Origin of the sequence: Dyadobacter flavalbus (assembly GCF_006149045.1) — a bacterium.
GTDB lineage: Bacteria > Bacteroidota > Bacteroidia > Cytophagales > Spirosomataceae > Dyadobacter > Dyadobacter flavalbus.
The window spans coordinates 693,414-719,528 of record NZ_VBSN01000038.1; the positions used below are offsets into that span (position 1 = coordinate 693,414).

General features: G+C 46.2%; 21 protein-coding genes and 1 pseudogene. 14 read left to right on the top strand and 8 right to left on the bottom strand.

Features of this window, described 5'->3' with window-relative positions:
• Window positions 1-84: 84 nt before the first annotated feature.
• The 3 genes from FEM33_RS14555 (at window position 85) to FEM33_RS14565 (ending at window position 3,732) form a co-directional block, all read left to right on the top strand.
• Window positions 85-1,074 carry a 3-hydroxyacyl-CoA dehydrogenase family protein gene (locus FEM33_RS14555; protein ID WP_139012785.1) on the top strand — a complete coding sequence of 330 codons (990 nt, stop codon included), beginning with the start codon at window positions 85-87 and terminating at the stop codon, window positions 1,072-1,074.
• 294 nt (window positions 1,075-1,368) lie between these two features.
• Window positions 1,369-2,685 (top strand): cytochrome ubiquinol oxidase subunit I, encoded by a 1,317-nt coding sequence (locus FEM33_RS14560; protein WP_139012723.1) that lies wholly within the window; start codon window positions 1,369-1,371, stop codon window positions 2,683-2,685.
• A gap of 24 nt (window positions 2,686-2,709) precedes the next feature.
• Window positions 2,710-3,732 (top strand): cytochrome d ubiquinol oxidase subunit II, encoded by a 1,023-nt coding sequence (locus FEM33_RS14565; RefSeq protein ID WP_139012724.1) that lies wholly within the window; start codon window positions 2,710-2,712, stop codon window positions 3,730-3,732.
• On the opposite strand, the gene FEM33_RS14570 is transcribed toward FEM33_RS14565, so the two are convergent.
• Window positions 3,729-4,562, bottom strand: coding sequence for a DKNYY domain-containing protein (locus FEM33_RS14570; RefSeq protein WP_139012725.1), 834 nt, complete (start codon window positions 4,560-4,562; stop codon window positions 3,729-3,731). The two genes, FEM33_RS14565 and FEM33_RS14570, sit on opposite strands and share 4 nt — an antisense overlap.
• 372 nt (window positions 4,563-4,934) lie before the next feature.
• Here FEM33_RS14570 and FEM33_RS14575 point away from each other — a divergent pair, with 372 nt between their 5' ends.
• From FEM33_RS14575 to hslV, 6 genes and pseudogenes are all read left to right on the top strand, one after another.
• On the top strand, window positions 4,935-5,684 hold the full coding sequence (locus tag FEM33_RS14575; protein ID WP_139012726.1) for a LytR/AlgR family response regulator transcription factor: 750 nt from the start codon (window positions 4,935-4,937) through the stop codon (window positions 5,682-5,684).
• A 171-nt stretch (window positions 5,685-5,855) separates the two neighbouring features.
• A pseudogene (locus tag FEM33_RS14580) lies at window positions 5,856-6,643 on the top strand (SDR family oxidoreductase).
• 304 nt (window positions 6,644-6,947) lie between these two features.
• Window positions 6,948-8,735 carry a translation elongation factor 4 gene (lepA, locus tag FEM33_RS14585; RefSeq protein WP_139012727.1) on the top strand — a complete coding sequence of 596 codons (1,788 nt, stop codon included), beginning with the start codon at window positions 6,948-6,950 and terminating at the stop codon, window positions 8,733-8,735.
• Between the two features lie 114 nt (window positions 8,736-8,849).
• On the top strand, window positions 8,850-10,553 hold the full coding sequence (locus FEM33_RS14590; RefSeq protein ID WP_139012728.1) for a pyruvate dehydrogenase complex dihydrolipoamide acetyltransferase: 1,704 nt from the start codon (window positions 8,850-8,852) through the stop codon (window positions 10,551-10,553).
• Window positions 10,554-10,680: 127 nt separating this feature from the next.
• Entirely contained in the window at window positions 10,681-11,178 is a 498-nt protein-coding gene (locus tag FEM33_RS14595; RefSeq protein ID WP_201747754.1) for a GNAT family N-acetyltransferase, read from the top strand.
• Between the two features lie 36 nt (window positions 11,179-11,214).
• Complete coding sequence (gene hslV / locus FEM33_RS14600; RefSeq protein WP_139012730.1) at window positions 11,215-11,754, top strand: ATP-dependent protease subunit HslV; 540 nt, start codon at window positions 11,215-11,217, stop codon at window positions 11,752-11,754.
• A 57-nt stretch (window positions 11,755-11,811) separates the two neighbouring features.
• On the opposite strand, the gene dacB is transcribed toward hslV, so the two are convergent.
• A complete protein-coding gene (dacB, locus tag FEM33_RS14605) occupies window positions 11,812-13,284 on the bottom strand; it encodes a D-alanyl-D-alanine carboxypeptidase/D-alanyl-D-alanine endopeptidase (protein WP_139012731.1) in 1,473 nt (490 codons plus the stop codon).
• Window positions 13,285-13,473: 189 nt separating this feature from the next.
• Between dacB and FEM33_RS14610 the strand changes: the two genes are divergently transcribed.
• Genes FEM33_RS14610 through FEM33_RS14630 form a run of 5 tightly spaced genes read left to right on the top strand, consistent with a single transcriptional unit; the run spans window position 13,474 to window position 18,743 of the window.
• Window positions 13,474-14,895 carry an MBL fold metallo-hydrolase RNA specificity domain-containing protein gene (locus FEM33_RS14610; protein ID WP_139012732.1) on the top strand — a complete coding sequence of 474 codons (1,422 nt, stop codon included), beginning with the start codon at window positions 13,474-13,476 and terminating at the stop codon, window positions 14,893-14,895.
• A 30-nt stretch (window positions 14,896-14,925) separates the two neighbouring features.
• Entirely contained in the window at window positions 14,926-15,879 is a 954-nt protein-coding gene (locus FEM33_RS14615) for an acetyl-CoA carboxylase carboxyltransferase subunit alpha (RefSeq protein ID WP_139012733.1), read from the top strand.
• Window positions 15,880-15,919: 40 nt separating this feature from the next.
• Window positions 15,920-16,555 (top strand): HAD family hydrolase, encoded by a 636-nt coding sequence (locus tag FEM33_RS14620; protein ID WP_139012734.1) that lies wholly within the window; start codon window positions 15,920-15,922, stop codon window positions 16,553-16,555.
• Window positions 16,545-17,687, top strand: a complete 1,143-nt coding sequence (locus FEM33_RS14625) for a site-2 protease family protein (RefSeq protein ID WP_139012735.1) — start codon at window positions 16,545-16,547, stop codon at window positions 17,685-17,687. The genes FEM33_RS14620 and FEM33_RS14625 overlap by 11 nt, the downstream gene beginning before the upstream one ends.
• A gap of 36 nt (window positions 17,688-17,723) precedes the next feature.
• Window positions 17,724-18,743, top strand: a complete 1,020-nt coding sequence (locus tag FEM33_RS14630; RefSeq protein ID WP_201747755.1) for a phosphotriesterase family protein — start codon at window positions 17,724-17,726, stop codon at window positions 18,741-18,743.
• Window positions 18,744-18,759: 16 nt separating this feature from the next.
• On the opposite strand, the gene FEM33_RS14635 is transcribed toward FEM33_RS14630, so the two are convergent.
• The 6 genes from FEM33_RS14635 to FEM33_RS14660 are packed head-to-tail and all read right to left on the bottom strand — an operon-like array spanning window position 18,760 to window position 26,115.
• Window positions 18,760-20,052 carry a sensor histidine kinase gene (locus FEM33_RS14635; RefSeq protein ID WP_139012736.1) on the bottom strand — a complete coding sequence of 431 codons (1,293 nt, stop codon included), beginning with the start codon at window positions 20,050-20,052 and terminating at the stop codon, window positions 18,760-18,762.
• Window positions 20,049-21,422, bottom strand: coding sequence for a sigma-54-dependent transcriptional regulator (locus FEM33_RS14640; RefSeq protein WP_139012737.1), 1,374 nt, complete (start codon window positions 21,420-21,422; stop codon window positions 20,049-20,051). Before FEM33_RS14640 ends, FEM33_RS14635 begins: the two co-directional genes overlap by 4 nt.
• 48 nt (window positions 21,423-21,470) lie before the next feature.
• Window positions 21,471-22,634, bottom strand: coding sequence for an ABC transporter permease (locus FEM33_RS14645; RefSeq protein WP_139012738.1), 1,164 nt, complete (start codon window positions 22,632-22,634; stop codon window positions 21,471-21,473).
• Between the two features lie 45 nt (window positions 22,635-22,679).
• The gene (locus tag FEM33_RS14650; protein ID WP_139012739.1) at window positions 22,680-23,930 is read right to left on the bottom strand and encodes an ABC transporter permease; all 1,251 of its coding nucleotides are present in this window, start codon (window positions 23,928-23,930) and stop codon (window positions 22,680-22,682) included.
• Between the two features lie 36 nt (window positions 23,931-23,966).
• Entirely contained in the window at window positions 23,967-24,629 is a 663-nt protein-coding gene (locus FEM33_RS14655) for an ABC transporter ATP-binding protein (protein WP_139012740.1), read from the bottom strand.
• A 40-nt stretch (window positions 24,630-24,669) separates the two neighbouring features.
• Entirely contained in the window at window positions 24,670-26,115 is a 1,446-nt protein-coding gene (locus FEM33_RS14660) for a TolC family protein (protein WP_229214245.1), read from the bottom strand.

The following is a 26,115-nucleotide window of genomic DNA, read 5'->3' on the forward strand; positions in this document are numbered from 1 at the left end:
TATTGAGTAAACACTAACAGCTTGAAGCGAACAGCTAATCGCCCAAAGCCGTTTGCAAAATCTTAACTCCTAATTTTCTGCATGATGAACACAAATGAAATTCCGGTAGGCATTGTTGGTTTGGGATTAATGGGATGCAGCATTGTAAGCTGCCTGCTGATTGCCGGACATCCGGTGGTTGCTATTGCCCCGATCAGTGCAGATTTGCAGCATGCAGAAAAGCGGATCCGGGAACATCTCGAAAATTCAGCAGAAAAAGGCCTGATTTCGAACGATCCTGAATTTCACCTTAAAAACCTGATCATTACCGAAGACTATTCCAGCCTGAAACCATGCAGGCTTGTCAATGAATGCACGATTGAAAATATTGACATCAAGGAATCGGTTTACAAAAAAATTGAAGCCGTAATTACACCGGACGCACTTTTAACAAGCAATACATCCGCTATCCCGATCAGTAAACTGCAAAAACTGACATTGCATCCCGAGCGTTTTCTGGGTCTGCACTGGACAGAGCCGGCGCATACCACGCGATTTTTAGAAATTATCTGCGGAGACGAAACCGACATCAAAAACGGCGAATACCTGTACGAATTATCGCATCTGTGGGGCAAAGAACCCATTCTGGTCAGAAAGGATATAGCCGGTTTTATCACAAACCGCCTGATGTACGCCATGTACCGCGAAGCCATCAGCCTGGTGGAAAACGGTTATGCGACGATTGAAGACATTGACCGTTCCTGCCGCAACAATGCGGGTTACTTCATGACTTTCGTGGGGGTTTTCCGCTGGATGGATCTTACGGGTGTTCCGGCTTATCATACGGTCATGAAAAACCTGCTTCCTACGCTGAACAACAGCACCGAAGTTCCGGAACTTATTGATAAAGTGGTCAGAGAAGGCGGAAGAGGCGTTGCCAATTCGCATGGTTTTTATGAATATGAGCCCGGCGAAGCTGAAATGTGGGAAGAAACTTTCAAGGAATTTACGTATCAGATCCGGGAACTGGCGCTGAAATACCCGGCAGACATTGTTAAAAAAAGACTTCACGAAAAGAACAATTCCAATACATAGAACTATATAAGATCAGTAAACCGCTTTTCGATACTTCCGGAAAATATTTCAAAGTTGATGCATGCATCAACTTTTTTGCTTTGTTTTCATTTGGTACAAGCTGCCGTTCCCAATCCTTCAAATTCCATCATCCCTTCCTCCCTACTCCCCAACTCCCAAGAAAATCCCTTATTGAAACTGTTTTAAATCGTTAAAAATGGTTCTTCTCGCAAGACTTGATTAGTTTTGACCATCCTAATTCCTGATCCCTGAACTGCTGCGATTAAATTATAATTAATCATTAAACAATTCCAAATGAATGATTTTATAGCTGCAAGGTCACAAATGGCGCTTTCGCTGGGATTTCACATCGTGTTTTCATGCATCGGAATGGTGATGCCGTTTTTCATGGCCGTTGCGCATTATATGTGGCTTAAAACCGACAGAGCCGTTTATAAAAATGTAACAAAGGCATGGAGCAAAGGCGTTGCGATTTTCTTCGCGACGGGTGCCGTCTCGGGAACCGTGTTGTCTTTTGAGCTCGGACTGTTATGGCCGGAATTCATGAAACATGCCGGCCCGATCTTCGGCATGCCTTTCTCGCTGGAAGGAACCGCGTTTTTTATAGAAGCGATTGCGCTTGGTTTTTTTCTTTACGGCTGGGATCGTTTTAATAAATGGTTTCACTGGTTTACAGGCGTCATTGTGGGCGTAAGCGGACTGGCGTCAGGCATTCTGGTTGTCGCGGCAAACGCATGGATGAACAGCCCGGCCGGTTTCGATTTTGCGGACGGCAAATACCTGAATATTGACCCGGTAAAAGCCATGTTCAATGACGCATGGTTTTCACAGGCACTGCATATGACGATCGCTGCGTTTGTCGCCACCGGCTTTGCCGTTGCAGGCATTCACGCGCTTATGATCCTGAAAGGAAAGAATGTACTTTTTCACACACGGTCTTTTCAGATTGCAGCTATCTTCGGTTGTGCCGCCGCACTTGTACAGCCTTTCAGCGGGGATATTTCTGCAAAAGATGTTGCCAGAAGACAACCGGCGAAACTGGCGGCGATGGAGGCGCATTTCCATACCGAAAGATCTGCTTCGCTGATTGTCGGCGGGATTCCGGATGAGGAAAACAAGAAAGTTGACTACGCACTGAAATTGCCGGGCTTTCTGAGTTTTCTTGCACACGGCGATTTTAAATCCGAGGTAAAAGGGCTTGATCAGATTCCCGCTGAAAACCACCCGCCTGTTGCCATTACGCATTACGCTTTCCAGATTATGGTCGGAATGGGTACGGCCATGATGCTGATTTCGGCACTGTACTTCACGGCATTATGGAAAAAGAAAAAATGGCTTGAAAGCAAATGGCTGCTTCGGTTGTTCGTAGCAGCAACGCCGCTCGGGTTTATTGCCGTTGAAGCCGGCTGGACGGTGACGGAAGTCGGAAGGCAGCCGTGGATCATCAACGGAATCATGCGCACGGCGGATGCAGTAACGCCTATGCCGGGCATTGCGTACTCGTTTTATCTTTTTACGGCCGTTTACGTTTCCCTGGCCTGTGTGGTCGTATTCATGCTTTACAGGCAGATCAAAATGGTTGGAAAACTGTACGACAAACCGCAATCATAACCTTCACTATTTCTGAAACAGACCATGCTTTACGTCGTTATCACTTTTCTATGGACGTCCATTCTGCTTTATCTGCTGCTTGGCGGCGCAGATTATGGTGCCGGAATTATTGAACTGTTCACTTCCAGGAGAAACAAGGAAATTACACGCAAAACCTTGTATTCCGCCATTGGCCCGATCTGGGAAGCAAACCATATGTGGCTGATCATTGCCATTGTCATTCTGTTCGTCGGGTTTCCGGTCATTTATTCCATGATGTCGGTTTATCTGCATATTCCGCTGACCATTATGTTATTAGGAATTATAGCAAGAGGAACTGCTTTTACATTCCGGCATTACGACGCAGTTGTTGACGACATGCAGCATATCTATAATACCATATTTGCCATTTCAAGTTTTATAACGCCTTTTTTTCTGGGTATTATTGCCGGAAGCGCGGTTTCTGGGCACATTGATCCGAAAGCCGATACTTTCCTTTCTGCTTATATTTTCAGCTGGCTGCACTGGTTTGCGGTTGCGGTCGGACTGTTTACGGTTTCAATCTGCGGGTTTTTGGCGTCTGTTTATCTCATCGGAGAAGCGGACGATGACCAAAGCAGGCTGCGTTTTGCGCACAAGGCACAGTTTTTCAATATAGCGGCCGTCATCTGCGGAATTCTTGTTTTTATAGCCGCTTATCTGGAGAACGTTCCGTTAATGGAATGGGTATTCGGGAACTGGGTCGGACGCATTGCCATTATTTCAGCAACACTTTCACTGGTCTGGATGTGGTATTTGTTATATCAGGGAAAAATAAAGTTACTGCGTGTATTGGCCGGCTTTCAGGTCACCATGATTTTACTGACCACGACTTACAGGCATTTCCCGAATATCGTTATTCTGAAAGGCGGCGGTTATCTTTCCCTGATGGAACATGCCGGGCAGGAAAAAACCATGCAGTCACTGGGTCTTGCCTTGCTGATCGGCAGCGTTTTTATTCTTCCGGCCCTGTTTTACCTGATTTACAGCTTTCAGAAAAACCCGTTGAAATACAGCGAACGACATTAATTGAAAATCTGCCGTCGCCCGTTTTTATAAAAAGCCGCATGATCTTTGGCATCCGCATTTTCAGTTTCAGTGACTAGCATTTTGAACGATGCAGGGTTTGCGCCTGCGATTGGATTTCCTTTGTAAAATACATTTTTATTATCCCGCGCATAGCCTTTTTCCAGCACGCTGAATGATGCTGTGTCTGCGGATTTCACCGGTATGGTAACTGGCAGTGGCTCGGCAACGTCATGCGTCTGAACCTTTGAAAAGTAAATGTTCCGGGCATCTTTCGAGTATTCATGATCCAGGTTCCCGAAGGATTTTCCGTCGCTTCCGGTAATTTCAGTTTGCAGATAATATCCTCTGAATGCATCTTTGGCAAATCCGTATTCCAGCAGCCGGAAAGAACCGGCATCGCGCACGGGAAAACTTTTCCCATCATAAAACACCTTGCGGCTGTCTTTTGCATAATTACTTTCCAGGTACGAAAATGTAAGCGGATCGGCATCGCTGATCACAGAAATGCGGTTATGCCGGACCGCGTAGTATTCCTGCCCTTTGCGGTACGTATTGCAATAGTATACATGGGCTTTGTCTCTGGCATAATGCTCGCTCAGTGCCGTAAAACTTTCCGAATCGCTGCCGGCAATGACTGCGTTCCGGTAAAATGCATGCCTGGAATCGACTGCAAAGAACTCATTAATCTCCTCTAAACTGCCATTCGGCACGGCTTCCAGCAATAAATTCTTGTAATACCACTGTCCGTTCTCTTTTTTATAAGATGATGAACCCGAACAACCGAAAAGGAACGCTGAAATACCCATGATGACAATCAATCTGAACTTCACAAGCAGGCGGTTTTTAGAAGAATGAACCGTTAACAGCTAGGTAATAAAAAAATACAAAGACCAGCTCATAACTGATTGACAGCGCTTTATACTTATTCTTCAAGCTGAAAAGCACAATTTATCCGAGTTTGCTGAATTAAACAGATCGTAATTATCCACAGGCACATTTCAGTTATCTAATGCATATCAGCCGTGCTGCCTTGCCGGTGATTTGACAGCCTGACTTTCCCCTACTGACCTGCCTTAACCTTAAAATAACTGCACAAAGCCACTTGCACATTAGAAAATACCCGATTCCTGAATATTCTTCTATTTTGAATCACACTAAAAAAAGGCGTCGATACGGTGCCGCACAACAAAGCACTATAGCCCATGATTAAAGTATTAATTGTTGATGACGAATTCAGAGCACGCAACGTGCTGCAGCATTATTTAAGCAATTACATACCGGAAGTCAGTGAAATACGGCTTGCATCTTCAGTGGAGGAAGCAAAAAACATTTTACTTTCCTTCAACCCCGGAATCATTTTTCTGGACGTCGAAATGCCGCATCAGAACGGGTTTGAGCTGCTGACAGCGCTTAAATCATTCACTTTCGACATCATTTTTACAACTGCGTATAACCAGTACGCCATTCAGGCCATCCGTTTCAGCGCGCTGGATTATCTACTCAAACCTGTGGATCCCGATGAATTAAAAGAAGCCATTTACCGCCATATGACAAAACAAGAATCTGTAAGACAGAAACGCATGCTATACGATAATCTGGTAAGCAATATTGAGAAGAAAGACATCCGGGAATTCAGGCTGGCTGTTCCGTCGAGTGAAGGCGTTTTCTTTTTTACCATCAACGAGATACTTCGCCTGGAAGCAGACCGGAACTACACGGTTATTCACCTGAAAGACAAAAGGCCTTTTGTTGCCAGCAAAACGCTCAAGCACTTTGAAGAAATGCTGGAACAGTTCAAATTCATACGCACGCATAAATCGCACCTTGTCAATCCCGACCACATCATACGGATCAGCAACAACAATGAATTCATTATCATATCCGACGGATCGCGCGTCGAAATATCGCGCAGGAAAAAGGATGAAGTTCAGCAACATCTGAATATTCGCTGATTCCTGTTCGGACAATCCGTTCAGCTGAACAAGGCAATGATAACAGGCATTTACCGAATCTGTATGCGGAACGGTGCGGCCTGTTAAATTTTTCGGCTGTAAAGTTATTTGCCGCGTTTTGCTTTACTTTACATTCTTACGGGAAACCAGTAAAGATTTTCACTTTTTACCATGGATTTACAACTTAAGAATAAAGTAATTATAGTTACAGGCGGCGCCAAAGGCATCGGAGAAGGCATTGTGCAGGTCCTGGCTGCTGAAGGCGCGATTCCGGTTATTGTCGGACGAAATGCAGAAGATAACCAGAAAGTTGTCGATGATCTAGCAGCAAAGGGTTTTGAATCTTTTCAGGTTGCCGCAGAACTTACACGGCCAGAGGAATGTCAGAATGCCGTAGCGGCAGTCATACTGAGTACGGACGGATTGACGGTCTGGTAAACAATGCCGGTGTAAACGACGGAGTCGGGCTGGAAACGGGCGATTACCACGGCTTCATGGCTTCCTTGCATAAAAATTTGGTTCATTATTACCTGATGGCGCATCATGCTTTGCCGGCACTGAAAGTTTCCAAAGGTTCCATCGTCAATATCAGCTCCAAAACGGCTGACACCGGCCAAGGCGGCACTTCGGCATATGCGGCTTCGAACGGCGGCCGCAATGCACTTACGCGTGAATGGGCGGTCGAACTCCTGAAATACGGGATCCGTGTGAATGCCGTTATTGTGGCCGAATGCTGGACGCCGCTTTACGAACGCTGGATTGAAACGCTTTCGGACCCGGCAGAAAAACTGAAATCCATCACGGCCAATATACCGCTGGAAAACCGGATGACGACCGCCGAGGAAATTGCAAATATGACCGTATTTCTGCTGTCGGCCCGTTCAAGCCACACCACCGGCCAGCTGATTTATGTAGACGGCGGCTACGTACATCTCGACCGTGCACTGGCAAATTCCTGATTTTGATAAAACAGGAGAAATAGGAACAGAGTCTTTCCGGAACATCGGCGTGCAGATTTTCATCTGGCAAAATCTTTTATTCAGCCGAAGGTTCCCGTTCTTTCAGCTTACAATACTACATTTTACAGAACATCCGGGTAATATTGTACCAACAGTATTGCCCGGCATTCTCTCCTGTTTCGTAAAGTATTTTCTTTAAGTTTGAAGTTCAGCAAGAAAACCTGTTGAAATATTAATTACCCTCGTAATTTTGCACATGCTTTGATCCACCATCCATTCAAAGCGACAGACAGTAATTATTTTCATGAAGAAAATCCGTAATTTTTGCATCATCGCCCATATTGACCATGGAAAAAGCACCCTTGCAGACCGCTTGCTTGAGTTTACCAAAACGGTAACCCAGCGGGAAATGCAGGCTCAGCTTCTGGACAATATGGATCTGGAACGGGAACGTGGCATCACGATCAAAAGTCATGCGATCCAGATGAACTATATTTATAAAGGAGAAGAGTACATCCTGAACCTGATTGACACACCGGGGCATGTTGACTTTTCTTATGAAGTTTCCCGCTCCATTGCAGCCTGCGAAGGAGCTTTACTGCTCGTTGATGCATCTCAGGGCACTGAGGCACAGACTATCTCCAATTTGTACCTTGCAATTAATCATGATCTTGTAATCATTCCGGTACTGAACAAAATAGATTTGCCGGGAGCAAGGCCGGAAGAGATCAAGGATGAAATGGTTGATCTGCTGGACTGTACACGAGAAGATATTATTCCGGCCAGCGGAAAGGAAGGCATCGGAATAGAAGCCATACTGAATGCCATTGTGGAACGTATCCCCGCTCCTGTCGGAGATCCGGCGGCTCCATTGCAGGCTTTGATTTTTGACTCGGTATTCAATTCATACAGAGGAATTGAGGTTATTTTCCGGGTGAAAAACGGAAGCATAAAAAAAGGGGACCGTGTGAAGTTCATGGCAACCGGAAAAGAATACATCGCAGATGAAATCGGTACGCTGGGGTTACAGCAGATACCGAAACAGGTTGTAGAATGCGGCGATGTGGGTTATCTTATTTCAGGTATAAAAGTAGCCAAAGAGGTAAAAGTAGGCGATACATTTACGCATATTGACAGACCTGCAAGTGAAGCAATTGTCGGATTTTCCGAGGTTAAACCCATGGTTTTTGCCGGTATTTATCCGGTCGATACCAGTGAATTTGAAGAACTTCGCGAAGCCATGGAAAAGCTGCAGCTGAACGACGCCGCCCTTGTCTGGGAACCGGAAACGTCAGCGGCACTGGGCTTCGGGTTCCGTTGCGGGTTTCTTGGCATGCTCCATATGGAAATCGTTCAGGAAAGGCTTGAACGTGAATTTGACATGACGGTGATTACAACCGTACCGTCGGTGCAGTTCCGTATTCTCAATACCAAGGACAAGCTGATGAACATCAGCGCACCGTCGGAAATGCCGGAACCGAACCATATCAAATGGATCGAGGAACCGTACATCAATGCGCAGATCATTACCAAATCCGATTACATCGGCCCGATCCTGAATCTTTGTATGGACAAAAGGGGCATTTTGAAAAATCAGGTTTACCTTACTTCTGAGCGCGTTGAACTGCAATTCCTGATTCCGCTTGCCGAAGTCGTGTTTGACTTTTTTGACAAGCTGAAAACCATTTCACGCGGCTATGCTTCACTGGATTATGAACTTGCAGGTTATCAGGAATCCGATATGGTGAAACTGGACGTGATGCTGAACGGCGAGCCGGTAGATGCACTTTCGGCCATTGTACACCGCTCGAAATCATATGAATGGGGTAAAAAACTTTGCGAGAAGCTTCGCGAACTGATTCCCCGCCAGATGTTTGAAATCGCCATTCAGGCTGCGATCGGACAAAAGATCATTGCCCGTGAAACCGTGAAGGCCATGCGCAAGGATGTACTTGCAAAATGTTACGGCGGTGATATTTCCCGTAAACGCAAACTGCTGGAAAAACAGAAAAAAGGAAAGAAACGGATGCGTCAGGTCGGAAATGTAGAGATCCCGCAGGAGGCGTTCATGGCCGTTCTGAAGATCAACTAAAAACGGCTGAGGTTTAGAATTAATGACAAAAGGGAGTGCAAAATTGGCCTTTTGTTGTAATTTTGACTAAAATCTGAGTATAGACCAAGAAACTAAAATACCTTAACAAGCGATATGGCAGAAGTAATTCGTATGCCCAAAATGAGCGACACCATGGAAGAAGGTGTTATCGCAGAATGGCACAAAAAAGTAGGTGATAAAATTAAATCCGGTGAAATAATCGCAGAAGTCGAGACTGATAAAGCGACGATGGACCTGGAATCTTATTATGACGGTACACTTCTTTATATCGGCGTTAATAAAGGTGATGCTGTTCCCATCAATGGAATAATGGCGGTGGTTGGATCCGAAGGTGAAGATTACAAATCGCTTCTGGATGGCGGCAGCAACGGTGCGGCACAAAACGGTGCCAGTGCGGAAGCGCCTAAAGAAGAAGCCCAGCCATCCGCACCTGCTGTTGAAACGGTCACGCCGGAGCCTGCAAAAAAACCTGCGCCATCGACTGAAAAAATCAATGCAGTAGTGGTGCGCATGCCAAAAATGAGTGATACCATGGAAGAAGGTACGCTGGTTTCATGGCAGAAAAAAGTAGGCGATAAAGTAAAATCCGGTGATATTCTGGCCGATGTTGAAACGGACAAAGCCACCATGGAACTGGAAGCATACGAAGACGGAACACTGCTGTATACCGGAATCAAAGAAGGGGAAGCTGTTCCTGTGGATGCCATTATCGCTGTTATCGGTGAAGAAGGTGCAAATGTAGAAGCCTTGCTGGCACGTGAGAACGGAGAAGCAGGCGTTGAAAATATAGATGCTGCAGACGAAGGAAAACCTGCTGCGCAATCCGAAAATCAGGATGCATCTGCAGATAAAAGTGTTTCTGTGGCTGATTCCGGCGACCGCATCAAGGCTTCTCCGCTTGCAAAGCGCCTTGCGGATGAAAAAGGGATTAACCTGAGCCAGGTTGAAGGAAGCGGCGATAACGGACGCATTGTAAAACGCGATGTGGACGAGTTCAAGCCTGCTGCGGCAGCCGCTGCTGCTAAAACGGAAGCTCCTGCGGCTGCTCCGGCGCCTGCTGCAAAAACGGCGGAAACGGCCGCTCCGGCTCCGGCTCCTGCTGTACCTGCAACGGGTGATTTTACCGATCTGCCTATTTCACAGATGCGTAAGACCATTGCCCGCAGACTGAGCGACAGCCTGTTTACAGCGCCTCATTTCTATGTAACGATGGAAATTGTTATGGACAAAGCAATGGCATTGCGCCCGCAGCTGAATGAAGTAAGCCCTGCCAAGATCTCGTTCAACGATATGGTGATCAAAGCGTGCGCTGTGGCCTTGAAACAACATCCCGCCGTTAACTCAGCATGGCTTGGAGACAAAATCAGAAGATATAACTATGTAAATATCGGTGTGGCCGTGGCCGTAGACGAAGGTTTGCTGGTTCCTGTCATCCGGGATGCTGACAAAAAAACGCTTTCCACTATTTCGGGCGAAGTAAAAGACCTGGCTGGCAAAGCAAAAGACAAAAAACTGCAGCCCAAGGACTGGGAAGGTAATACTTTCTCCATTTCCAACCTCGGAATGTTCGGCGTTGACGAGTTTACCGCCATCATCAATCCGCCGGATTCCTGTATTCTTGCAATCGGCGCCATCAAGAAAGTCGCTGCTTTCAAGGAAGACGGAACGGTTTACCCGACAAATATCATGAAAGTAACCCTTTCTGCCGACCACCGCGTTGTGGATGGCGCACTCGGGGCCGCATTCCTGCAGACTGTGAAGAAATTGCTTGAAGAACCGATGAGCATGCTGGTTTAACAAACCGTTTTGAGGAAAACGAAAAGGTTATCCGGTTTATAAATAGATTAAAATGTACAAAGTGTCAGGTTTTAAAACCTGGCACTTTTGTTTTAAGTAAGCATTATCAAAAGTTCATTTGCTGCATATGATCCAGATTATACCCTTTCATAAAGATCTTCAGAATCAGATTGTTGATCTCATTCTCCATATACAGCAGATTGAATTTCAGATCCCGATTACTGCCGAGGATCAGCCGGACCTTTTTATAGTGGACGAGTTTTACCGCAAAAATGGCGGACAATTCTGGCTGGCTATTTATGAAGGCAAAGTTGTGGGAAGCATTGCTTTGATCAGGATCGGCAACAATGCCGGTGTAATCAGGAAAATGTTTGTTCAGAAAGAATTCCGCGGCAAGGAATTCCGGACTGCGCAGCTTCTGTTCGATACGCTTGAAGATTATTGTACAGCCTCCGGCATTCGCAACGTTTACCTCGGTACAATGGATAAACTGGGTGCTGCCATCCGGTTTTATGAAAAGAACGGATTTGAAATCATAAGTAAAGAAGCGTTGCCTGAAGATTTTCCGCTGATGCCGGTTGACAATGTTTTTTGCAGGTTGAAAATCAGGAAATTTCAGTCATAAATTATTTTATCAAAGATTTAACCAAGAGCCAATTCAATGGAAAAAATTCACGCTACGACCGTCCTGGGGGTTTTACATAACGGAGCCGTTTCACTGGGCGCAGATGGCCAGGCTACAATGGGAAATACCGTTGCCAAAAGCAATGTCAAAAAAATCAGAACGCTGATGAACGGAAAAATCCTCGTCGGGTTTGCCGGTTCGACTGCGGATGCATTTACATTGCTTGAGAAATTTGAAGAAAAACTGAATGCATACAGCGGTAACATGAAACGCGCTGCCATTGAACTGGCGAAAGACTGGCGTACAGACCGCTACCTCCGAAAACTGGAAGCCATGATGATTACGGCAAGCAAGGATGAAATCCTGGTTATTTCGGGAACGGGCGATGTTCTGGAACCGGAAAACGGCATTGCATCAATCGGCTCGGGCGGCAATTATGCACTTTCTGCGGCTCAGGCGCTGAAAAAACATGCACCGCATTTATCCGCCGATGAAATGGTCCGTGAAGGCCTTACAATCGCAGCCGACCTTTGCATTTACACCAACCACAATCTGGTGATCGAAAAAGTGCAGTAATTATAAAGAGCGTTGAACGGCAAACCGGCACATGCTTTTTGCTGTTTAACGCCCTTTTTATAGTTCTGCCATGAGTGTCATCAGTTTTACGAGCTGGTCTGTAATCACGCGGTTACTGCCCGGAAGGTATTTGTGTGCAATGATTGAAAAACTCAGCAATGAGCCTGATTTGGATGTGACATAACCGGCATACGCACGCGTTCCCTCGATTGAACCGCTTTTAACGTGCATATTGCCCGCTGCCTTGCTTCCTTTTCCAAGATTGCGGACAGTTCCGTTAACGCCGAGCACTGCAATGCTTTTATAGAAATCACTGAAATTTTTATCCTTGTTTGCGGCATTCAGAATATCGGTCAGGCTATTGGTTGTAATGGAACCCGAAGGCGATAATCCGCTGCCGTCTTTAATGTAAAAACCCCGCATATCGGCATTTCGGTTCAGCCAGTATGTGGTTACCGCCGCTGCCGAACTTTCAAAATCCGACTTCCCCGAAAGCCTTTTCCCGATTTGTTTAAAAAATGTATCTGCAAATAAATTGACGCTCCAGAAATTAGTCTGCTGACAGATTTCCCGTAAAGGCGGCGATTTATATTCGTCCAGTATAACTCTGGGAACGGCAGTTACCGGCAGGATTTCCGGCACGGCCAGATTGCTGTCAAGAACAAAAACCGATGCATTGTTTAATCCCGACTTCAAAGCGAATGCGGCATAACCGGCCGGATCGGGAATGGACCCTTTAACCGAAAATACCGGAACTCCGGCTGGAACTGTACCCGTAAGCACAACATTATTTCCCAAAGGGCTGCTGTAAATGATCGTCTGGTCGCCGCTTCCCCTTTCTCCCGTTGTAACCTGATTTGTAAAAGATAGATAGGGAATCAGCGGTTCGATGCCTGCAAATGCGGCGGGATCGCCCACGCCTGCACCTGGTTTGAATTTAACCTTATACTGGTTTTCATTAAAGTTCAGACCTTGTACACCTGCGCCATAATAATTTCCCATATCGCCCCAGATCCAGGTACTTGCAACGGTTTCAGTGTCGAAAAAAGAATCGTCAGCAAGCACTTTCCCTTTTATATGTACAATTCCTGCTTTCCTAACGGCTCCGATCCAGCGTGCAATCAATTGAGCCCCTGACAAATAGCCTTTAAAACGTTCGCTTCCGAGCGAAGGATCGCCCGATCCGCGAATGTAAAGATTACCAATCAGCGTGTCGTTCCGAATGATCCCGTCGTGTTCAAGAAACGTCTGAAATTGGAAATCACCGCCAAAAACAGCCAGCGCGGTTGCAGTTGAAACAAGTTTCAGGGTAGAAGCCGAAGGAAGGGATCGTTCCGGGTTCAATGCAAAAATATTTGTACCTTCTTTTACCGATTTGATGCTGACGGCCAGCGAACCGCTTCGCAGCAATTCACTGTTCTGAACTTCCAGCACGGCATCCTGAAAATTATTTAACGCAAGACTGTCAATGGTTTGGGAAAATGCGGATGGCTGAAAAAGCACGAAAAGAAGAAGAACACTGAATTTCATAAAGGCCGTAACTGATAAAGGTCAGTTCAAAAGTTTGGAATACAAATCTAAACTAACAAGTAATCACCAATTCTCAGCCGGTTTTTTGATACTTTTGCAGGATGTTGGTTGTGACAAGACCATAAAGTGATATTGATTTTCGCACTGAGTGAAAAATCGCAATATACGTATTTACCCCATTTACAGCGTATGAAATTGACATTTTGGGGAGCTGTGCAGCAGGTGACGGGTAGTATGTTCCTTTTGGAATCGGACGATTACCGGATATTGATTGATTGCGGCTCTGATTTTGATTTAGATGAGATAGGTAGAAAAACGAGATATGAAGAACAAAAAAGTGTCTTTCCATTCGATGCCAGTCTGATTAATACGGTTCTTTTAACACATGCGCATATTGACCATTCCGGCAATATTCCCAATTTGTATAAAGAGGGTTTTGAAGGAAGGGTTGTGTGTACCGAACCTACGCTTGCACTTACTACCTTATTGCTTAAAGATGCGGCCAATTTGCATCAGAAAAGGCTGAATTCCAAAAGTGCTTCTTCTGCCAGAAAACGGGGCAAAAAGAAGGATGTTCCGATGGACTATTACGTTGAGAAACACGTAAATGAAGCTTTGGACAACTTTGTGCCCGTGGCTTTCGGCCAGCGTTACCGCATTGCAGACAATATAACGATTACGTTTTATGCAGCCGGCCACTTGCTTGGTGCCGCGCATATCGTTGTGGAAGTTTATGAAGACGGGCAGAAAAAAAGGATCTGCTTTTCAGGGGATATAGGCCGCAGCAATTACCCGCTGCTGACCGATCCGCAGGAAATCCCTCCGGTCGATTACCTGGTTTGTGAATCCACTTACGGCAACCGGCTGCATGAAAACAAGGGAACGCCGGTGGAAGCGCTTGCGGACGTGATCAAGCGAACATGCATTGATATTCCGGGCAGACTGATCATTCCGTCATTCAGTGTGGGACGTACGCAGGCACTGCTTTATACGCTCAATAAAGTGTATATGGAACATTCGTTTCCGTACCTGAAAGTATTCTCCGACAGTCCGCTGGCGCACAGCAGCACAAAGGTATATCAGCGCCATGTAAGGCTGCTCAACAAGGAGGCACGCAATTTTCAGGAGAACAATGACATGCTTTTCGATTTTGACAACCTTATTTATCTGGAAAGTTCGGATGCAAGCCGTGCCGTTTCCAATTACAATGAGCCGTGTATCATTATCTCGTCTTCCGGGATGGTTCAGGGCGGTCGCGTTGAACAGCACGTGGAGGCGAATATCGGAAATCCGTATGCAACCATCCTGATGATCGGCTACGCTTCGGAAGGAACGCTCGGATGGAGGCTTCTGAACGGGCAGGATACCATTTCAATTCGCGGAAAGCAGCTGCCGGTCTTGGCTAATATTGAAAAAATTGACGTATTTAGCGGGCACGGAGATCAGAACGATCTGCTGAAATTTGTTAAAATGCAGGACCCGGAAAAACTGAAAGGAATTTTTCTTGTCCACGGGGAAAAGCAGAGCATGGCTGATTTCCAGAATAAAATTGAAGAACTTGGATACAAATCGGTTGAAATACCGTCAAGAGGACGCACTTACGAACTTTAAGGCTTCCGCCTCAACAATCAGAACCTTTATATGAGAACATACCTGGACTTTGAAAAACCTATGGCCGAGCTGGAAAGAAAGCTCGAAGAAATGAAGACATTGGCGAAAGATAACAATGTAGATTTTTCCAATGCCATTTCCTTGCTGGAAAACAACATCACCGATCTTCAGAAAGAAATTTTTGAAAATCTTACCCGGTGGCAGCGCGTGCAGCTGTCCCGCCATCCGGACCGCCCTTATACGCTGGATTATATCGAACTGATCTGTGATGAATTCATTGAACTGCATGGCGACCGTCAGGTCAGGGACGATCCGGCGGTAATCGGCGGACTTGCCAATGTCGGCGGCCAGTCCGTCATGCTGATCGGTCAGCAGAAAGGCAGGAATACCAAGCAAAGACAGCACCGGAATTTCGGTATGCCCAATCCGGAAGGTTACCGCAAGGCACTTCGCCTGATGAAACTGGCAGAAAAGTTTAACAAACCCATCGTTACCCTGATCGACACGCCGGGTGCATTTCCGGGGATGGAAGCCGAAGAACGCGGCCAGGGCGAAGCCATTGCCAGAAACCTGAAAGAAATGTTCATGCTGAAAGTGCCCGTGATCTGCATAATCATCGGTGAAGGCGCATCCGGCGGAGCACTCGGAATTGCCATCGGCGACCGCGTACTGATGCTGGAAAACACATGGTACTCGGTTATTTCTCCTGAAAACTGCTCGGCCATTCTGTGGAGAAGCTGGGATTACAAGGAACAGGCTGCGGAAGCCATGAAAATCACGGCCCGCGACATGAAGAAAAACAATCTGATTGACGGCATCATTCCGGAACCACTCGGCGGCGCACATCTGGATCATAACTGGATGGCCAATGAGCTGAAAAGAGTCATTCTTGAAAACATTTCCGAATTATCGACAATTGATACACAAGCAAGAATTGAACAGCGAATCGAGAAATTCTGTGCAATGGGCGTTGTTGTAGAATAAGAGAATCGGGTATTTTGCTTATTTGCTGATTAACAAACAGATGAAAAACGAAAAAATCAAGAATATAATTTTCGATCTCGGCGATGTTATCCTGAACATTGATGTACCGATTGCTTCCAGATCATTTGCAGAACTCAGCGGCAGAGAACAAAGTGAAATTCTGACTATTTTTCAGGAAAACGATATTTTCCGCCAATTTGAAACGGGAGAACTGGATGAAGAAGGTTTCCGGAATTTTGTAAGAAGAATCATCGGCTTTACCGATTTATCGGACGATGCCATTGATACGGCGTGGAACAACCTGCTTCTTGACCTTCCGCCCGAAAGAGTGGAACTGCTTCAGAAACTCCGGAAAAATTACCGTCTTTTTTTACTCAGCAATACAAGCTCCATCCACATTCTGCAGGTGAATAAAATCCTGAAAGCTTCCACAGGAATAGAAAAACTTCAGGATTTATTTGATACCGTATTTCTTTCCTATGAAATGAAGCTCATGAAGCCCGATCCGCGGATTTACCTGAAAGTACTGGAACAGGAAGGGTTACTTGCAGAAGAAACGCTTTTTCTGGACGACAATGCAGCCAATATCGAAAGTGCCTCCAAACTGGGAATAGATACCATCCACGTCCAGAAACCGTTAACCATACTCGATTATCTTAAAGACTATGCAGTCTAATACGCGGACCTATTTCATTCAGGCACTCCTGTTCATAACCACCGTAATCACAACGACACTTGCCGGCGCGGAGTGGATTTACGGTAACATGTTTTTTCTGGTGGAAAAACCGCTTGGATGGACGCAGTTTTTGCAGGGATTCAACTTTTCTGTTCCTTTTCTGGCGATCCTAACCATTCATGAGTTCGGGCATTACTTCGTCGCAAGGGCACATCAGGTCCGGGTTACGCTGCCTTATTATATTCCGCTCTGGTTTGGCATTTCCCAGAGTATTGGTACCATGGGCGCATTCATCCGGATTACTTCCGTTGTGCGTTCCAGACTTAAATTTTTTGACATAGGCATTGCCGGTCCGCTTGCCGGGTTTATTGCTGCATTGGTTGTGTTATGGTACGGATTTACACACTTGCCGCCGCCGGAGTATATTTTCAGCATTCATCCGGAATATGAGCGCTTTGGGTTGAGTTATCCGCAGTTTGTTTATGAAAACGCCTCCGGAAATATCGTTTTGGGAGATAACATCCTTTTCTGGCTTTTTAAAACGTACGTTGCCGATCCCTCAAGATTGCCGCATGCTTATGAAATGATCCATTATCCGTACATTTTTGCCGGGTATCTTGCGCTTTTCTTCACATCCCTTAACCTTATTCCAATTGGTCAGCTGGACGGCGGCCATATTCTTTACGGAATGATCGGAAAGAAAAGGTTTGACGTAGTTGCGCCGGTCTTGTTCGGATTTTTCGTGTTCTATGCAGGATTAGGGCTTTTTCGTGCCGAGACATTCGCTACCGGAAACGACAAGGAATTTTACGAACGTTTGTTTTATCTCTTTATTTACATCTATTTTATCTACATCTGTTTTCGCAGAGCCAGTGATAACCAGCTGACGGGATTAATGCTGAGCCTGATTATTGTTGTAGGACAATTTGCCGTTTCCTACATCCGTCCGGATTGGGAAGGTTCTACAGGATTTCTTCCGTTTATTTTCATTCTTGGCCGCTTTCTAGGAATACGGCATCCTGAAACGGATGAAAACAAGCCGCTTGACACGCCGCGGATTATTCTTGGAATCTGTGCTTTCATTATTTTCATTATATCTTTCAGTCCTACGCCTTTTATCATCATTGAGTAAATGATTATTTCAATGGGTGTAAACTGATTCTGTTATATGCAGGAAAAAGCATTTCTGCCTCGCAGGGATTTTTTGAAATACTGCGCTGCCTTTCCATTTCTGATCCGGATGGCAGGCTTTGAAAAGGATTACATTCATACGGTTAAGGGGCAAATCAAACCTGCTGAACTGGGCGTGACGCTGATTCATGAACATGTACTGGTGGATTTTATCGGTGCGGATAAAATATCGCCTGACCGCTGGAACCATGAAGATGTAATCAAAAAAGTGCTTCCGTACCTTCTGGAAGCCAAGTCGAAAGGAATAAAAAGTATGGTGGAATGCACACCTGCATTCCTGGGCCGCGATGTAGTTCTGCTTGAAAAGCTTGCTGCCCGATCCGGCCTGAATTTGCTTACAAATACAGGTTATTACGGTGCTTCCAACAACAAATATCTGCCGTCATGGGCATTTACCGAAACGGCAGAACAATTAGCGAAGCGGTGGACCGAAGAATTTAATAACGGAATTGAACAAACTTCGGTTAAACCGGGATTTATTAAAATCGGCGTCAATGACGGACATTTATCCGGACTGCATCAAAAGCTGATCAAAGCGGCTGCGCTCACGCATTTGAAAACCGGCCTGACAATCTGTTCACATACGGGCCCGGCCGTTCCTGCCAACGAGCAAATTGAAATTCTCAAAAACCTGAATGTTGATCCGGCTGCATTTGTGTGGGTGCATGCCAGAGGCAGTCGTGAAGAATTTGTAAAAACGGCCGCGTCCGGCTGCTGGATCAGTCTGGACGGCATAAATGAAGAAAATGCTGCTGAACATGCAGAACTGATTTTGTTCCTGAAAAAAGAAGGATTTTTGAAAAAGATCCTGATTTCGCATGATGCCGGCTGGTACCAGCCCGGAGAACCCGACGGCGGCAAGTTCCGGGGTTATACGGCTATTTCAGAAAAGCTGTTGCCGGTTCTGAAACAAAAAGGAATGAACGATGCAGCGATTGAGCAGCTTATGGTCCTAAATCCGGCTGCGGCATTTACGGTTTCCATTCGCAGGCATTAAGCCTGTTTATTGCTTCTTATTTAAATTCAATCGCAAAGACTGTCCAGCCATTCCTGTCTGTTTCCAGCGAAAATTCAAAACCGTGGTTAAGCAAAATTTCTCTTGTTAGCGTTAGTCCGATGCCTTGCCCGTCACGTTTGGTACTGAAAAACGGGTTAAACAGCTGATTGCCGACTTCGGGATTAATGGGCGCTCCGTTGTTTCGGATGATCAGATTGCTTTCGGAAAGTTCGAGCTGTATTTCATTTCCGGGTTTGCAAGCTTCAATGGCGTTTTTAATTACGTTAACAAACACGTGCTCCATTTGCCCGGCGTCCATATTTTTCATAACAGGCAAATCCGGCAAGAAAGGCCGGATCGAAACGCCATTTCCCGCAGCAGCCGGCTCCATAAAAACGACAACATCGCTGACCAGTTTGTTTACATCCGTACTTTCCCTGACCGGCATGGGCAGCCGTACAACGTCGGCAAAATTTCGCATAAACCGCGTTAGCCTGCGGTTGCGTTCCGAAGCCACCAGAATGGCTTCTTTGATGTCCCGAAAGGACTCGTCCGTAAGAAATGCACCGGTGGTCTGAAGAATGGAATCGGTTGCGCCCAGCGTGTTGTTGACTTCATGCGCCATCATGCGGATCACTTTTCCGTACGCATTTTTCTCGGATTCCAGCAGTTCATTCGTCAGTTCTTCAATCATCAGAAACGAACGCCTGAAACCCTGATCCATAAAATGGGAACGCTGAACTTTGAACGTTACCACGCCGTTTGTCTTGACAACGCGCGACTCGCCATCCGGAATGTGTGCCAGTTCCATCAGTAACGGATGCCCCGTTTCTTCCAGTTTCCTGCCTTTGAACGGATAAATGTCATTTTTAAAATACTGCGTCGCTTTCACGTTCATGGATTCAATGCAGTCGTCAAAATCCAGAATGATAATGAAAATCGGCGAGGCAGCAATCAGCTTTTCAAGGAAAAAGTGCTGTTCGTGTAGTTTGGTTCTTTCTTCGCGCAGCTGATCAATCATCAGGTTGTACACCTCGATGAGCGTATCCACCTCCCCTTTTCCGGTCGGGACAAACTTGACGGTAAAATCCTTTTCCTTGATGGCTTCAATTCCGGAACGCACAAATTCTATTGGCCGCATAAAACTTCGGTATAAGACGATGGAAAACAGAATGGACAGCAGCAGAAAAATTTCGGATGCAATAAAAAGCAGCTTGTCCTGATACAGAATTTTATAAACCAGGAAAAGCAATGCCGCATGCAGAGCCAAAATATACAATACGTACCTGAATCGCGTGGATAGTCTCATGCCTCTTCCGAATCGTAAGCAATGCCGTATTTTTCCAGCCGGCGGTACAGTGCAAACCGTGTGATACCCAGGGAACGCGCCACTTTGCTCACCTTGTTCTGATGAAACTGCATGGCTTTGGTAATCATTTGAAATTCCATTTCTTCCAGTGTAATCGTCCCTACTTCGGGCAGATTTCTGTGCGCGGCCATTTGCGGTCCAGAATTCAAATTCTTTTGAAAATCAGCAATGTCCAGTTCATCTTTTCCCGACAATAAAACCGTCCGTTCCACCAGGTTTTTCAACTGCCGGATATTTCCCTGTAAATGCAAGGTTTTCAGCCATTTCATAGCGGCCGCACTCAGATGCAGGTCGGGACGCTGATAAATAGTTTTCAGGTTATTTACAAAAAAAGCAGACAGTAAAGGAATATCGTCGGGTCGTTCTCTCAATGCCGGCAGTTTGACAGTAATGAGGTTAATGCGGTAATAAAGGTCTTCACGGAAAGTCCCGAGCGCAACCATTTCTTCGAGGTTCCGGTTGGTTGCGCATATGACACGCACATCCACGGTCCGGCTTTTGCTGCTTCCCAGCGGTTCAAAAGTACGTTCCTGCAATACACGGAGCAGCTTCACCTGACTCGAAAGATCCAGCTCCCCGATTTCATCCAGAAAAACCGAACCTTTATGGGCCATTTCAAACCGGCCGATCCGGTCCGTTTTGGCATCCGTAAATGCGCCGCGCACATGCCCGAACAATTCACTTTCAAACAAAGTAGAAGAAATGCCGCCCAGATTTACTTTTACAAACTGACGTGATTTTCTTTTGCTGTTCAGATGAATCGCTTCTGCAATCAGCTCTTTGCCCGTACCGCTTTCGCCGGTAATCAGCACGGCGGCATCCGTCGGCGCAACACGTCCCACCGTTTCCAGAATATCAAGCAGCTTCGGGTCCTGTCCGACGATATTTTCAAAATGATACTGCTGTTCCAGTTTTCGCCTGCTTGCCGAGCGCGGAACCTGCTGCGCAAGGTTCAGGATTGTACGTATGGATTGCAACAGGTAATCGTTCTGCCAGGGTTTGGTAATAAAGTCAATGGCGCCTTCTTTCATTCCTTTCACGGCCAGATCAATGGTTCCCCAGCCGGTTATAAGAATGACCGGAACGGCAGGACAAACTTTTTTGATCCTTTGCAGGAGCTGCATGCCTTCCTTGCCCGACGTTTCAATGGAAAAATTCAGATCCAGCAAAATCAGTTCAGGCGTCTCCGTTTGAAGGATTTCCATCGTTTCTTCCGGCGACGTCACGCCTTTTACTGCAAATCCCTCCTTTTTGAGAAGCAAGGTCAGTGAAGTGCGTACAGCAATGTCGTCGTCAACAATTAACAGCATTTGGTTTTTTATTTAGGCAAATGGCTATGCAGGATTTCTGTTTTTTCACTAATCTTCATGCAATGCCAGCGCCGGATGAATGAGCGAAGCCTGCCGGCTCGGCAGCCATGCACAAAGTGTGACAATTATATAAATTACCGTAATGGATGCAAGGATCGCCGTGATGTAAATTTCACTGTTCAGGTCAAAAACATGCATTAATGGGAACTGGACGGCAAAAATGAGCCCGATAATCAGACTGAACGTGGCCAGCACCCATATTTCACCGAGGAACTGTGTGGTTACGTTTCCTTCCGTTGCTCCCATCGCCCGGCGCAGGCCGATTTCATTTTTACGCTTTGCAATGTTCAGGTTCAGTATCCCGAATAATCCAAGTGCTACGTTGGTGAGCAGAAAACCGCAGATCACAAGAAAAATCACCACCGGAATCACAGTCAGGTTCTGCCTGTTTTTCCGTGATTCCGAAAGGTAACTCACTTCAATTCCCCATTGGTCGGTCATGGCGGCAATATCTTTTACGAGCCTGGCTTCAAAGTTGGCGTCGGTTCCGGGTTTTACTTTAATCAGGACATTCCGGTCCCAGTCTTCTTTTTTAAGCATCTTGAAAAGAGCAGGGTTATCAGTCATAAATTCGCCTTTTGCCTTGTATTTATCTACAACGCCCACGATTTTATATGAAAGCGTGTCATTTTCCTTGATCAGTTTGCCAAGCGGATTTTCGTTGGCAAACAGTTTGTCTTCCATTTTCTTGTTAATGACAATCGGAATGAACCTTGCGCTTATATCGCTTTCTTCATACCAGCGTCCTTTCCGCAGGGGCAAATCAAGCGTTTTGCTGAAATCTTCATCGGTCACGTAGAAATCATGTGAAACGGAGACTTTGTTATACGTACTGCTATTGCTCATCTGATTGGCAGAAAACGGCGTATTGGCGCTTGTCCGCGAGGCCGATATGACTTCCGGATAGGATCTGATCCGCTGCATGATCCGCAGCGATTTCTCGGGCAGGTTTACCGTATCCTGATTGGTGGAAAGATCAAGTACCCATACGTCTTTGTATTCGAAGCCGATGGGTTCCAGGTAATTGTTCAGGTTGAATGCGATCAGCGAAAGTACGCCGAACAAAACCATAAAGGATGCCCAGATTTCGATAATCAGAAGCGAATGAGCGCCTTTTTTATTCCAGATTAATTTAAATAAATGACGTAACATGGCTGTAATGGTAAGGATGAAACAGGAATAAACGTGCAGTCAGAACTATACTTTCAGCGCCTCGGCAATTCGCAGTCTGGACATGCGGAATGCGGGCAGCACGCCGGACAGCAGTCCGAAAAACAGACAAACCAGCATACTGACCAGAAATACGGAAACATTGATCGTAAGGTCGGCATAAGCGATCCAGCCGCTTGCATTGATGATCTGAATGATTGCAAAAGACAATCCGAGCGCAAAGAAACCGCCCAGAAATGTGATGAATACGTTTTCAATAATAAACTGCCAGAGCAAAGCTTTGGAAGGCGCACCAAATGCTTTTCTCACGCCTATTTCAGAGGCCCGTTCCAGAATCCGGCTGACGTTCACATTGATAAGATTGATCGCAGGCAGACCCATAAACATCAGCAGCACAAAACCGGCTATCGAATAAAATATAAACCTGTTCTTCAGCGAATCGTCACGCAGCAGCGCATTCAGGAAATGATCCAGGTATTTGTCGGCCTGCACGATCAGAACCGGATACTTTTGTTCAAAATCAACAATCGGAAGCGGAATTTTACGGATACCGCTGTCAAACTCCTTTTGAATGGCGGGAAGATCCGACTCGTTCCGGGCGAGCACGATGCCGATATAATTGCCCCGCAATCCTGCACTCTGATAATTGCTTTTCGGGGCCGTATATGGAAAATAAACGTCGCTGTACGTATAAATGCGTGTCGCAGGACTGCCTTTCACCACGCCGATGACTTTGTAATGGATACTTTCGATTTCCACATTCCTGCCGATCACCGGTTTGCCGTCATCTTCAAAATACTGCTTCCGGAGGGCATCCGTAATCACAATGACGTGATCGCCGTTGTCAATGTTCTGCTGATTATACGGCTTGCCTTCCAGAAATTCGAAATCCATGACATACCAGAAATCCGCATCGGTATATTTCGTATTCAGCTTGATCCGTTTGCCGTTTACGTAAGCATTGGTATAACCGAACATGGACGAAATGGCAACGCGCTCGGGCGTTTTAAGCGACTTGGCATACTGTGTAAGAAAACGGAAGGAAGCCGGGCCCTGCGAGCGGGTTGTACGGGAAGAATCCGTATACGTCACGCTGGTGATATAAAGCGACCTGAAACGCTTGTTCTCGGGATAATGCGTCCCGAAAATATGATCCAGAAAAGAAGTCAGCACCATGAGTACGGTCAAAGTGAGACTGATTCCGAAAAGCGTGATAAATGTATAGAAAGGATGCCGCAGCAATACTTTCCAGGCTATTTTTATGTAATTAAGAAGCATTTTTTTAACTGGAACGGGTGTGGAAAAATGAGTTTGCTATAATACCTGGGTTCCGTCGAACAGGCGGATGAGCCGGTGCGTACGCCTGGCCATGGCATCGTCGTGCGTCACCATCACAATCGTGGCTCCGTCTTCATTGAGTTTCTGAAGAATGCTCAGAATTTCATTTCCCATGGCACTGTCGAGGTTTCCTGTGGGTTCATCGGCAAGGATAATCTCGGGTTTTCCAACAATGGCCCGCGCAATGGCCACGCGCTGCTTCTGACCGCCTGACAACTGTTTCGGAAAATGCTTCATACGGTTGCTCAGCCCGACTTTTTCCAGCGCTTCCTGCGCCAGTTCCCGCCGCTGCCTGGCCGAACTGCTTCGGTACAAAAGCGGAATTTCCACGTTATCAATCACGGAAAGGTCGTTAATCAAGTGAAAGCTCTGGAAAATAAAGCCCAGCTTCTTGTTTCTCAGCTGCGCCAGATTTTTGTCGTGGTATTTGTCCACTTTGCTTCCGTCTATTTCAATATGCCCTCTGGAAGGTTCGTCGAGCAGGCCCATAATGTTCAGCAAAGTACTTTTTCCGCATCCTGAAGGCCCCATAATGGAAACGAATTCTCCTTTTTTGACATTCAGGTTGATGTTGTTGAGCGCCAGCGTTTCGATGGCGCTTGTCCGGTAAACTTTCTCTACGTTCTGTAATCTGATCATGGCTTTGTTTAAAGGTTAAAATGGCTTAAACATGTTTGGATTAATAATTGATTTTTCTGTTTTGCTCAAAATCATACAATGTAAGTAGCCGCAGGCTGTAATAAGACTGCCAGTAATCGCGCAGGGCCAGAATAAAATCCCTTCTGGCAATGTCTTTTTCCTGTGTGGCAATGCCGAGGTCTGTTACGCTTAAATCACTGAGGATAAACCGCTCTTTGGCAATCTGGTACCGGTCCGCTGCAATGTTGTCGGCCAGCTTTGTCAGTTTCACCTGTTTCTGAAGCATTTGCAAAAGCGTAACCTGTGTAAATATTTCCTGTTCAAACGTGAGCCTGTCCTGTTCCACAGTCTGCCGTGCAAATTCCTGATTGGCCTTTGCTACTTCGGAACGCGCCTTGTTTCTTCCCCACGTCATGATGGGTAGCGTAAATTTCAGCTCCACAAACTCCCGGTCCTGCGGACTTACATATACATCCGCTGGCCTGATTCCCTGATCCGACAAGCCGAAAGTGGCATTCAGTTCGGCATTCAGGCCGTTTTCTTTTCTGGCAAGCTGTACTTCCTGCTCCGCTTCCAGCAGCCTGCGCCGGAAGCCGATGGCATCTGAGCGGTTGGCAAAAGCTTCATCCAGTGCAATGCGTGTATCGATTTCGAACTCATTGGATTCCATCGGAATTTCCAGTTCCAGTTCCCGTTCGTCTCTTGAACTCAGAAACATTTTCAATTTCAATGTCGCAACCGCTGCGGCCTGATTGGCTGACGCAAGATCTTTCTGGGCAGTAAGCAATCCCATCTGCAGTTGCAGCAGGTCATTTTGTGATATTTTGCCGAGTTCCAGTTTATGCTGCGCAATTTTATACAAAGTATCGTTGTTGCTACGGTTTTTTTCAGCAATCTGTAAATTGACCTGCGCCACAAGCAGTTCAAAATAATAGCCCGTCGCATCCAGCGCCACTTTCTCAAGCGATGCGATAAACTGCTGGTTTCCTTCCTGAAATATGAGCGGCTGTATTTTCCTTTCCCATTTCATCGGGTTAAAGCGAAACAGCGGCTGCCGGAACCCGATCTCGACCGGAATGCCGTTATAACGCGTGTTGTTTCGGGCAAAATCGTCAAAACGCTGCAATTGCTGCTGCACATAAATCGTCCCGCCCGTTGCCGCCAGGCTCTGGCTCAATGAAAGGTTAAGCAGGGAATTATTATTGGAAACCTGCTGGAAAGAAACCGTTCCGTCCGGCTGAACCACCTCGATATAAGATCTTGTAAAACCGGGAAGCGTGCCCAGCAAACTTAATTGCGGCTTGTAGTCCGCCTGAAAAGACCGGTACTTCCAGTAATTTGTCTTTTTCAGGGTCAGCGCCTGCTTGGAAGCAATCGATTGTTCCCGGGCAGCTTCCACGGTTTCGGCCAGCGTAAGGCGGCGCGGCTGTGCATGGACATGCATCGGGAAGCATACAAAAAGCAGTAGTGCGGAAATGTGTTTCAT

What these genes read in the sequence shown, in the direction of transcription:
- FEM33_RS14555 (WP_139012785.1), top strand. Translation starts at nt 85, where the DNA reads ATGAACACAAATGAAATTCCGGTAGGCATTGTTGGTTTGGGATTAATG.
- FEM33_RS14560 (WP_139012723.1), top strand. Translation starts at nt 1,369, where the DNA reads ATGAATGATTTTATAGCTGCAAGGTCACAAATGGCGCTTTCGCTGGGA.
- FEM33_RS14565 (WP_139012724.1), top strand. Translation starts at nt 2,710, where the DNA reads ATGCTTTACGTCGTTATCACTTTTCTATGGACGTCCATTCTGCTTTAT.
- FEM33_RS14575 (WP_139012726.1), top strand. Translation starts at nt 4,935, where the DNA reads ATGATTAAAGTATTAATTGTTGATGACGAATTCAGAGCACGCAACGTG.
- lepA (WP_139012727.1), top strand. Translation starts at nt 6,948, where the DNA reads ATGAAGAAAATCCGTAATTTTTGCATCATCGCCCATATTGACCATGGA.
- FEM33_RS14590 (WP_139012728.1), top strand. Translation starts at nt 8,850, where the DNA reads ATGGCAGAAGTAATTCGTATGCCCAAAATGAGCGACACCATGGAAGAA.
- FEM33_RS14595 (WP_201747754.1), top strand. Translation starts at nt 10,681, where the DNA reads ATGATCCAGATTATACCCTTTCATAAAGATCTTCAGAATCAGATTGTT.
- hslV (WP_139012730.1), top strand. Translation starts at nt 11,215, where the DNA reads ATGGAAAAAATTCACGCTACGACCGTCCTGGGGGTTTTACATAACGGA.
- dacB (WP_139012731.1), bottom strand. Translation starts at nt 13,284, where the DNA reads ATGAAATTCAGTGTTCTTCTTCTTTTCGTGCTTTTTCAGCCATCCGCA.
- FEM33_RS14610 (WP_139012732.1), top strand. Translation starts at nt 13,474, where the DNA reads ATGAAATTGACATTTTGGGGAGCTGTGCAGCAGGTGACGGGTAGTATG.
- FEM33_RS14615 (WP_139012733.1), top strand. Translation starts at nt 14,926, where the DNA reads ATGAGAACATACCTGGACTTTGAAAAACCTATGGCCGAGCTGGAAAGA.
- FEM33_RS14620 (WP_139012734.1), top strand. Translation starts at nt 15,920, where the DNA reads ATGAAAAACGAAAAAATCAAGAATATAATTTTCGATCTCGGCGATGTT.
- FEM33_RS14625 (WP_139012735.1), top strand. Translation starts at nt 16,545, where the DNA reads ATGCAGTCTAATACGCGGACCTATTTCATTCAGGCACTCCTGTTCATA.
- FEM33_RS14630 (WP_201747755.1), top strand. Translation starts at nt 17,724, where the DNA reads ATGCAGGAAAAAGCATTTCTGCCTCGCAGGGATTTTTTGAAATACTGC.
- FEM33_RS14635 (WP_139012736.1), bottom strand. Translation starts at nt 20,052, where the DNA reads ATGAGACTATCCACGCGATTCAGGTACGTATTGTATATTTTGGCTCTG.
- FEM33_RS14640 (WP_139012737.1), bottom strand. Translation starts at nt 21,422, where the DNA reads ATGCTGTTAATTGTTGACGACGACATTGCTGTACGCACTTCACTGACC.
- FEM33_RS14645 (WP_139012738.1), bottom strand. Translation starts at nt 22,634, where the DNA reads ATGTTACGTCATTTATTTAAATTAATCTGGAATAAAAAAGGCGCTCAT.
- FEM33_RS14650 (WP_139012739.1), bottom strand. Translation starts at nt 23,930, where the DNA reads ATGCTTCTTAATTACATAAAAATAGCCTGGAAAGTATTGCTGCGGCAT.
- FEM33_RS14655 (WP_139012740.1), bottom strand. Translation starts at nt 24,629, where the DNA reads ATGATCAGATTACAGAACGTAGAGAAAGTTTACCGGACAAGCGCCATC.
- FEM33_RS14660 (WP_229214245.1), bottom strand. Translation starts at nt 26,115, where the DNA reads ATGAAACACATTTCCGCACTACTGCTTTTTGTATGCTTCCCGATGCAT.